A 5,603-nucleotide genomic window follows, 5' to 3' on the forward strand; every position below is an offset into this window, starting at 1 on the left:
TCCAAGCTCTTTGCCGCCGAACCCACCCGCGTTGAGGCCGACTACGCCAAGTGGATGCTTGAAGACCCACGCTCTCGACGCGCGGCGACGCCGTGGGGGTCGACCACCTGGGGTTCCAGACCGACGACGCGGAGGAACTGGCCGAACTGAAGGCGCGTGCCCAAGACGCAGACATGGCGCTCCTCGACCAGGGCGAGACCAACTGCTGCTACGCACGCAGCGAGAAGCACTGGGTCACCGACCCGCAGGGCATCGCCTGGGAACAGTTTCACACCCTCGACAACATCCCAGTGTTTGGCGAGGGCGCCCCGCAGTCCGAAGCACAGGCATCCGCCTGCTGCGCCCCCACCTCTCGCGGCAAGCCTGTCGGTGTGGCCGTCAAACCTTCGTCCTCCTGCTGCTGAAGGAAGACCATCTTGGCTGACAAAACCTACAACGTGYTGTTCATCTGCACGGGAAACTCCGCCCGCTCCATCCTTGCCGAGGGACTCATGAACGACCTTGGCAAAGGGCGCTTCCATGCGTACTCGGCCGGGAGTCATCCCAATGGCACCGTGAACCCACTTGCGCTGGAGACACTCAAGTCATTCCACATCCCTACGGATGGATTCCGAAGTAAGGACTGGGATGAGTTCGAGAAGCCCGACGCCCCACAGATGGATTTCGTCCTGACGGTCTGCGACAAGGCAGCAGGCGAGGTGTGCCCGGTGTGGCCGGGCCAGCCGATGACCGCCCACTGGGGCGTTGCGGACCCGGCAGCGTTCGAGGGCACGGACGACGCAAAGCGCCAGCAGTTCCGCGACGCCGCCATCACGCTCAAGCGCCGCATCGAACTCACGCTCTCGCTGCCTCTGGCACGCCTGGATGCCATGGCCATTCACCGTGAAATCAAGGACATCGGAACGCGCTGAGCCATGACGACCAACGTTCTCATCCTCTGTACTCACAACTCGGCGCGCAGCGTGCTGAGCGAAGGCATGCTCAATCACTGGGCGAAGGCCTTGGGCAAGGACGTCCGAGCATTCAGCGCAGGCAGCGCACCGAGTGGCCGCCTCAATCCCTTCGCGTTGGAGGCGCTGGGCAATGCGGGCGTCGATACCGCAGGCTACCGAAGCAAGAGCTGGGACGAGTTCACGGGGCCGGACGCGCCGGAGATGCGAATCGTCATCACGGTGTGCGATAGCGCGGCGGCGGAGACATGTCCGTACTGGCCGGGAAGCCCGGTCCAGATGCACTGGGGTTACCCGGACCCCTCCAATGCGCTCGGCGTTGACGAGGGCAAGCGGGTGGCCTTCGAACTCACACGCCAAGCCGTCGGCTATCGCATGCTGCAGCTCCTGCAGTTGCCGCTCGAAGCGATGGGTGACGCCGAACTGCAGCAGGCCCTCGAAGACATTTCAAAGAACTAGGTGGGCAACGTGAGCGACATCTCCCGGAAGCTGTTTGCCGAAGCCCTCGGCACTGCGCTCCTGCTCGCCGTGGTCATCGGCTCGGGCATCATGGCCGAGCGCCTAGCGGGCGGCAACGTTGCCATCGCCTTGCTGGCCAACACACTGGCCACGGTCGGCGGCCTGTACATTCTCATCGAAGTGTTCGGACCCGTGAGCGGCGCGCATTTCAATCCGGCCGTGTCGCTCGTCATGGCAGCCCGGGGCGCAATGCCCCGCTCTCTGGTGGCGCCCTACATCGTCGTCCAGCTGGCTGGCGCAATGCTCGGCGCCTGGCTTGCGCACGCGATGTTCGACGCCACCATTTTTCAGTTCTCGACGAAGGTTCGCAGTGGCACGGGTCAGTGGATTGCCGAGGCGGTCGCGACTGCGGGATTGCTACTGGTGATTCTGCGCGCTCCGCCGAGCCGTGTCGCAGCCATGGTGGCGTGCTACATCGGAGCGGCATACTGGTTCACAGCGTCGACGTCCTTTGCCAACCCCGCGGCTGCATTTGGCCGCATGTTCAGCGACAGTTTCGCCGGCATCGCTCCGTCCAGCGTACCGGGCTTTGTGGTCGCCGAACTCGTCGGAGCGGGCATTGGCGTAGCCATTCACAAGGCGTTGAGCCCTGCGGCGGTTCAGGTGCCTCTGCCCTCATCGCGGGAAGCCAAGAAACAAGGTGACGCTGCCCCCCACTCATTGCAATGACCAACTTCACCATCTTCCACAACCCCGATTGCGGAACTTCCCGCAACCCCCTGGCATTGATTCGGCACGGTGGCGTGGAACCCAATGTCATCGAGTACCTCAAGACTCCCCCGTCAAGGGCGCAGTTGGAGCACCTCATCGAGGCGATGGGAATTTTCGTCCGCGAGCTCCTTCGGCAAAAGGGAACGCCCTATGCCGAATTGAAGCTCGACAACCCCAAGTGGTCGGATGCCGAGCTGCTCGATTTCATGCTTGCGCATCCCATCCTTATCAATCGGCCCATCGTCGTGACGCCGCTGGGCACAAAGCTCTGCCGACCGTCCGAAGCGGTGCTGGAAATCCTTCCGATACCCAAGGTCGCCCCCTTCACGAAAGAAGATGGAGAGGTCGTTGTCGACGATGGGGTGCGCCGTGTTTGAGAACCCGCCCACCTTCCCGGCGCTCAGCGCGGAACTGTTCGACGTCCCGACGCCAGACCGTCTCGTCGCACGCGAGCCGTCCCTCCATCGACCGCGCTTTCTGATGCTCTATGGCTCGCTACGCGAGCGCTCGTACAGCCGGTTGCTGACGCTCGAGGCCGCACGCCTTCTTGAGGCCATGGGTGGCGAGGTGAAGGTTTTCAATCCGATGGGATTGCCCCTTCCCGACAGTGCTCCGGACACAGACCCCAAGGTCCAGGAGCTGCGCAAGCTGGCCGAGTGGGCCGAAGGCATGGTGTGGACTTCACCCGAGCGGCATGGCGCAATGACCGGACTCATGAAGGCGCAGATTGACTGGATTCCGCTGGCCTTGGGAGCCGTGAGGCCAACGCAGGGCAAGACCCTTGCGGTCATGGAAGTCTCTGGCGGTTCGCAGTCCTTCAACGCGGTCAACCAGATGCGAGTGCTGGGTCGGTGGATGCGGATGCTGACCATCCCGAATCAGTCGTCCGTGGCCAAGGCGTTCCTCGAGTTCGACGAAGGCGGTCGGATGAAGCCCTCGAGCTACTACGACCGAGTCGTCGATGTGATGGAGGAGCTCTTCAAGTTCACGCTACTCACGCGCGACGTCAGTCCCTATTTGGTAGACCGATACAGCGAACGTAAGGAAAGCACCGAAGAGCTATCTAAACGGGTCAATCAACGCGCCATCTAGCCAAGAGAGGTTCCTATGCTGCGCAATGTCCTCGTCGCGATCGATGGGTCACCCCGCTCGGCCAATGCGTTGAACCTGAGCTTCGACTTGGCGCAGGGATTGGAAGCAACGCTGCACGCCCTCGCAGTCATAGACCTCCGCCAGAAGCGGCCTCAAGTGGAGTTGGAAGCGGAGCGCCGCCACACGTGGCAGATGCTGCGGGGCCTAGAGCCGGCAGCCGCGCGCGCCGGCGTCACAGTCGAGGTTCACCTTGCGGAAGGGGTGCCGGCGGAGCAAATTGTTCTGCAAGCACGGGAGCTAAATGCAGACGTCGTGGTGCTTGGCCATTGCGAGCGCTCAGCACTTGCAAGGCGGTTGGCCGGCTCCCTCGAAGAGCAAGTGACTAGCAATGCTCCATGTGCGGTGATGCTCGTGCCATCGCTCCCGGTCAAGCGCCGGGCCACGTGAGGTACGGGGACTTGAAGTCCGTCCGACTGTGGGGTCAACCGGTGCTACCCGGCTCAGCGCCTTCTGCATTCATCAGGGCGTCGATGAGCGGGCAGCTTACTTTCCGCTTGGATGTCGTGCACTGTTTGACCAGTTGCTGCAAGGCAGTCTCAAGCGCCAATAGGGTCTTGAGGCGTTGCCGTACGTCGGCTAGCTTGCGTTCGCCAATTGCCTGCGCTGCCTTACATGCCTGACCATCCTCAAGCGACAAGAGCGCTTGAACGTCGTCCAGTGAAAATCCGATTGCCTGCGAGCGCTTGATGAAGCACAGGCGCGTGAGCGCGGCGGGCGGATACCTCCCGATACTGCCAGACATGCGCTCCGGCGGCGGCAGAAGGCCGCGTCGGTGGTAGTACCTGACCGTCTCAACATTGACGCCGGCTGCGGTTGCTAGCCGGCCAATAGTCATCTTTTCCATCATGGGATTGACTCCGTACTCAGGTACGGTCAGAGACTAACTGCAGTTGACCTGGAAGGAAACCATCTTGCCAAATCGCTGGGCCACCCTCGGCTCTGTCCTCGCTGGCGCTGCCGCCGCGATTGGAGCGTCTGCCTGCTGTGCAGGTCCAGGAAGCCGCCATGAACAAACCTCTCGCGCTCCTTCTGGCTGCTCTGACTGCAGCTTCATCGACGTTTGCTGCGGGAATCCGCACGGCAACGCTCGACGTCGCCAACATGGACTGCGCCGTCTGCCCGATTACGGTTCGCAAGGCCCTGGAACGGGTGCCGGGCGTCGACTCTGCAAAGGTGGACTTCACGAGCAAGCAGGCCGTAGTGACTTTTGACCCCAGTAGAACGACACCAGCAATCTTGACGAAGGCTACGTCCGACGCAGGATTCCCGTCTTCCGTAAAGCACCTCCGATGAGCACAGTTGTCCTGCAATCGACTGTTACGTGTCCCGAGTGCGGCCACGTGAAGGAAGAAATGATGCCGACCGACGCGTGCCAGTGGTTTTACGAGTGCGAGAGCTGTCGGGCGCTCCTGCACCCAAAGGTAGGCGACTGCTGCGTGTTCTGCTCGTACGGCACGAACAAGTGTCCGCCCGTACAGCTTGCTCCGGCCTCTTCTTGCTGCCGTTAGGCCGATGCTGGCGACCCTCCGCGGCAGAAGCCAAGACGCTACACTCTCGACTGTCATGTTCTTCCGTCGCCTCCATCGCAGCACGACCGCGTTCGCTGTGGTCCTGTCGCTGCTGTTCTCGCAGCTGGCGTTGGCGAGCTACGTCTGCCCTGGCGCGGCCGACGCGGTAGCGATGGCGCAAATGATGGCTGCCGGCGAACCCTGTGAAGGCATGGATTCGGCACAGCCCGTGCTTTGTCACCAGCATGCTGCCGACATGAAGCTATCGCACGAACAGGTCAAGGTAGCCACCCCGTCGCTTCCGGCGGTCATCCAGGTATTGGTTGTGCCGCTTGTGCTCGAAGCACAGCTCGCTGCCGCGTTTCCGGTCGCGACGACACCGGAGGTGCGACCTCCGCCTGACCCACTCTTCCTCTCCACGCTCAGACTTCGAGTCTGAAATTTCCGTCGACTGAACGGCGCTGGTGCGGCTTGTCCGCTTGTCAGCTGTTGTCTCATTTGTCTTCGGAGTTTTTATGCAATCCCCATTCCTGCGTGCGGCCGCCTTAGCCGCCGCACTGCTGCCCCACCTGGTAGACGCGGCACCCTTGACCCTCGAGGTAGCCCTCGACTTGGCCGTACAACGTTCCGAATCCGCTCGCGCCGCACGCGCGGGTATAGCGAGCGCGTCCGAGCTCGCCAGCGCTGYGGGCCAGCTTCCGGACCCGACGCTGCGCGCCGGTGTCGAAAACCTGCCAGTGACCGGGGCTGACCGCTTCAGCAC

Annotated in this window: 10 protein-coding genes and 2 pseudogenes; 11 read left to right on the plus strand and 1 reads right to left on the minus strand. The window is 62.5% G+C overall.

The genetic code is table 11. The features are described from left to right. The 7 genes and pseudogenes from AC1DY5_RS39870 to AC1DY5_RS39900 all read left to right on the plus strand — a co-directional run. Nucleotides 1-404, plus strand: a pseudogene (locus tag AC1DY5_RS39870) (VOC family protein); the annotation flags it as partial. A 9-nt stretch (nucleotides 405-413) separates the two neighbouring features. Beyond that, nucleotides 414-911, plus strand: a complete 498-nt coding sequence (locus AC1DY5_RS39875; RefSeq protein ID WP_478119982.1) for an arsenate reductase ArsC — start codon at nucleotides 414-416, stop codon at nucleotides 909-911. A 3-nt stretch (nucleotides 912-914) separates the two neighbouring features. Further along, nucleotides 915-1,409, plus strand: coding sequence for an arsenate reductase ArsC (locus AC1DY5_RS39880; RefSeq protein ID WP_478119974.1), 495 nt, complete (start codon nucleotides 915-917; stop codon nucleotides 1,407-1,409). Between the two features lie 9 nt (nucleotides 1,410-1,418). Next, nucleotides 1,419-2,138 (plus strand): MIP/aquaporin family protein, encoded by a 720-nt coding sequence (locus AC1DY5_RS39885; protein WP_478119975.1) that lies wholly within the window; start codon nucleotides 1,419-1,421, stop codon nucleotides 2,136-2,138. Next, a complete protein-coding gene (gene arsC / locus AC1DY5_RS39890; protein ID WP_478119976.1) occupies nucleotides 2,135-2,557 on the plus strand; it encodes an arsenate reductase (glutaredoxin) in 423 nt (140 codons plus the stop codon). The genes AC1DY5_RS39885 and arsC overlap by 4 nt, the downstream gene beginning before the upstream one ends. Continuing rightward, a complete protein-coding gene (gene arsH / locus AC1DY5_RS39895) occupies nucleotides 2,538-3,272 on the plus strand; it encodes an arsenical resistance protein ArsH (protein WP_478119983.1) in 735 nt (244 codons plus the stop codon). Before arsC ends, arsH begins: the two co-directional genes overlap by 20 nt. A gap of 15 nt (nucleotides 3,273-3,287) precedes the next feature. Next, nucleotides 3,288-3,719: a universal stress protein gene (locus tag AC1DY5_RS39900; protein WP_478119977.1), complete on the plus strand. Its 432-nt coding sequence runs from the start codon at nucleotides 3,288-3,290 to the stop codon at nucleotides 3,717-3,719. Nucleotides 3,720-3,753: 34 nt separating this feature from the next. On the opposite strand, the gene AC1DY5_RS39905 is transcribed toward AC1DY5_RS39900, so the two are convergent. Next, nucleotides 3,754-4,179: a MerR family transcriptional regulator gene (locus tag AC1DY5_RS39905; protein WP_478119978.1), complete on the minus strand. Its 426-nt coding sequence runs from the start codon at nucleotides 4,177-4,179 to the stop codon at nucleotides 3,754-3,756. A 158-nt stretch (nucleotides 4,180-4,337) separates the two neighbouring features. On the opposite strand from AC1DY5_RS39905, the gene merP reads away from it, so the two are divergent. The 4 genes and pseudogenes from merP to AC1DY5_RS39925 all read left to right on the plus strand — a co-directional run. Continuing rightward, a complete protein-coding gene (merP, locus tag AC1DY5_RS39910) occupies nucleotides 4,338-4,625 on the plus strand; it encodes a mercury resistance system periplasmic binding protein MerP (protein WP_478119979.1) in 288 nt (95 codons plus the stop codon). Next, nucleotides 4,622-4,840 carry a GDCCVxC domain-containing (seleno)protein gene (locus AC1DY5_RS39915; protein ID WP_478119980.1) on the plus strand — a complete coding sequence of 73 codons (219 nt, stop codon included), beginning with the start codon at nucleotides 4,622-4,624 and terminating at the stop codon, nucleotides 4,838-4,840. The genes merP and AC1DY5_RS39915 overlap by 4 nt, the downstream gene beginning before the upstream one ends. Before the next feature lie 55 nt (nucleotides 4,841-4,895). Beyond that, nucleotides 4,896-5,279: a hypothetical protein gene (locus AC1DY5_RS39920; RefSeq protein ID WP_478119981.1), complete on the plus strand. Its 384-nt coding sequence runs from the start codon at nucleotides 4,896-4,898 to the stop codon at nucleotides 5,277-5,279. 76 nt (nucleotides 5,280-5,355) lie between these two features. Further along, nucleotides 5,356-5,603 (plus strand): annotated as a pseudogene (locus tag AC1DY5_RS39925) (TolC family protein); the annotation flags it as partial.

Source organism: Variovorax sp. P4_D9, assembly GCF_056401695.1.

Excerpts from the sequence above, each read along its gene's own strand:
- AC1DY5_RS39880 (WP_478119974.1), top strand. The coding sequence starts at position 915 with ATGACGACCAACGTTCTCATCCTCTGTACTCACAACTCGGCGCGCAGC.
- arsC (WP_478119976.1), top strand. The coding sequence starts at position 2,135 with ATGACCAACTTCACCATCTTCCACAACCCCGATTGCGGAACTTCCCGC.
- arsH (WP_478119983.1), top strand. The coding sequence starts at position 2,538 with ATGGGGTGCGCCGTGTTTGAGAACCCGCCCACCTTCCCGGCGCTCAGC.
- AC1DY5_RS39900 (WP_478119977.1), top strand. The coding sequence starts at position 3,288 with ATGCTGCGCAATGTCCTCGTCGCGATCGATGGGTCACCCCGCTCGGCC.
- AC1DY5_RS39905 (WP_478119978.1), bottom strand. The coding sequence starts at position 4,179 with ATGATGGAAAAGATGACTATTGGCCGGCTAGCAACCGCAGCCGGCGTC.
- merP (WP_478119979.1), top strand. The coding sequence starts at position 4,338 with ATGAACAAACCTCTCGCGCTCCTTCTGGCTGCTCTGACTGCAGCTTCA.
- AC1DY5_RS39915 (WP_478119980.1), top strand. The coding sequence starts at position 4,622 with ATGAGCACAGTTGTCCTGCAATCGACTGTTACGTGTCCCGAGTGCGGC.
- AC1DY5_RS39920 (WP_478119981.1), top strand. The coding sequence starts at position 4,896 with ATGTTCTTCCGTCGCCTCCATCGCAGCACGACCGCGTTCGCTGTGGTC.